At 61.3% G+C, this 511-nt stretch carries 1 pseudogene; it reads left to right on the top strand.

The window, feature by feature from the left end:
- Window positions 1-416 (top strand): annotated as a pseudogene (locus GD1_RS25170) (HNH endonuclease); the annotation flags it as partial.
- Between the last annotated feature and the right edge of the window lie 95 nt (window positions 417-511).

Below are 511 nucleotides of genomic sequence, written 5' to 3'. Positions count from 1 at the left end.
ATCATCGGATGGTGGGTGATCAACCCGGGCAGTACACGACCGGGAAAATCGAGTCGGGTCCGGACGAGGGCCGCACGTGGTGGCAACGCAATGCGAAACCCGGCCAACCCGACAACGCCAAACAGGTGAACCGGCTCCCGGATGTCGGGCAACAGTATGTGGCGAACCTGGCACAAGTACGTGCCGAAATCCACGGCACCGAAACCAGCAGCAGTACCGAGGTGACTCTCGACAGCACCACCGATGACGGGTTCGTCATGATCGATGATGATGCCCTGGTGATCAAGGTGTTCGACCCACCCATCGACATCAGCCCGACAGACACGCAGATGAGACTCCCGATCCGGGAAGTCATCACCCCCGTCGGGCCGATCGAGACCCGCCTGGTCGAGATCTTGGAAGGGATGGGGCTCTGAGCTGTCGGAGCGCTGTCTGGGTTCGTGGTGGCTACGTTCCGACTTCGGCTGTTCGAGGTTTCGACACGTCTCGTCGCTACGCTCCTCGTCGGCTC

The organism is Gordonia desulfuricans NBRC 100010 (assembly GCF_001485495.1).
GTDB classification, from domain to species: Bacteria; Actinomycetota; Actinomycetes; order Mycobacteriales; family Mycobacteriaceae; genus Gordonia; species Gordonia desulfuricans.
Note: the sequence above shows the minus strand (reverse complement) of the source record. Positions and strands in the feature narration are given on the sequence as shown.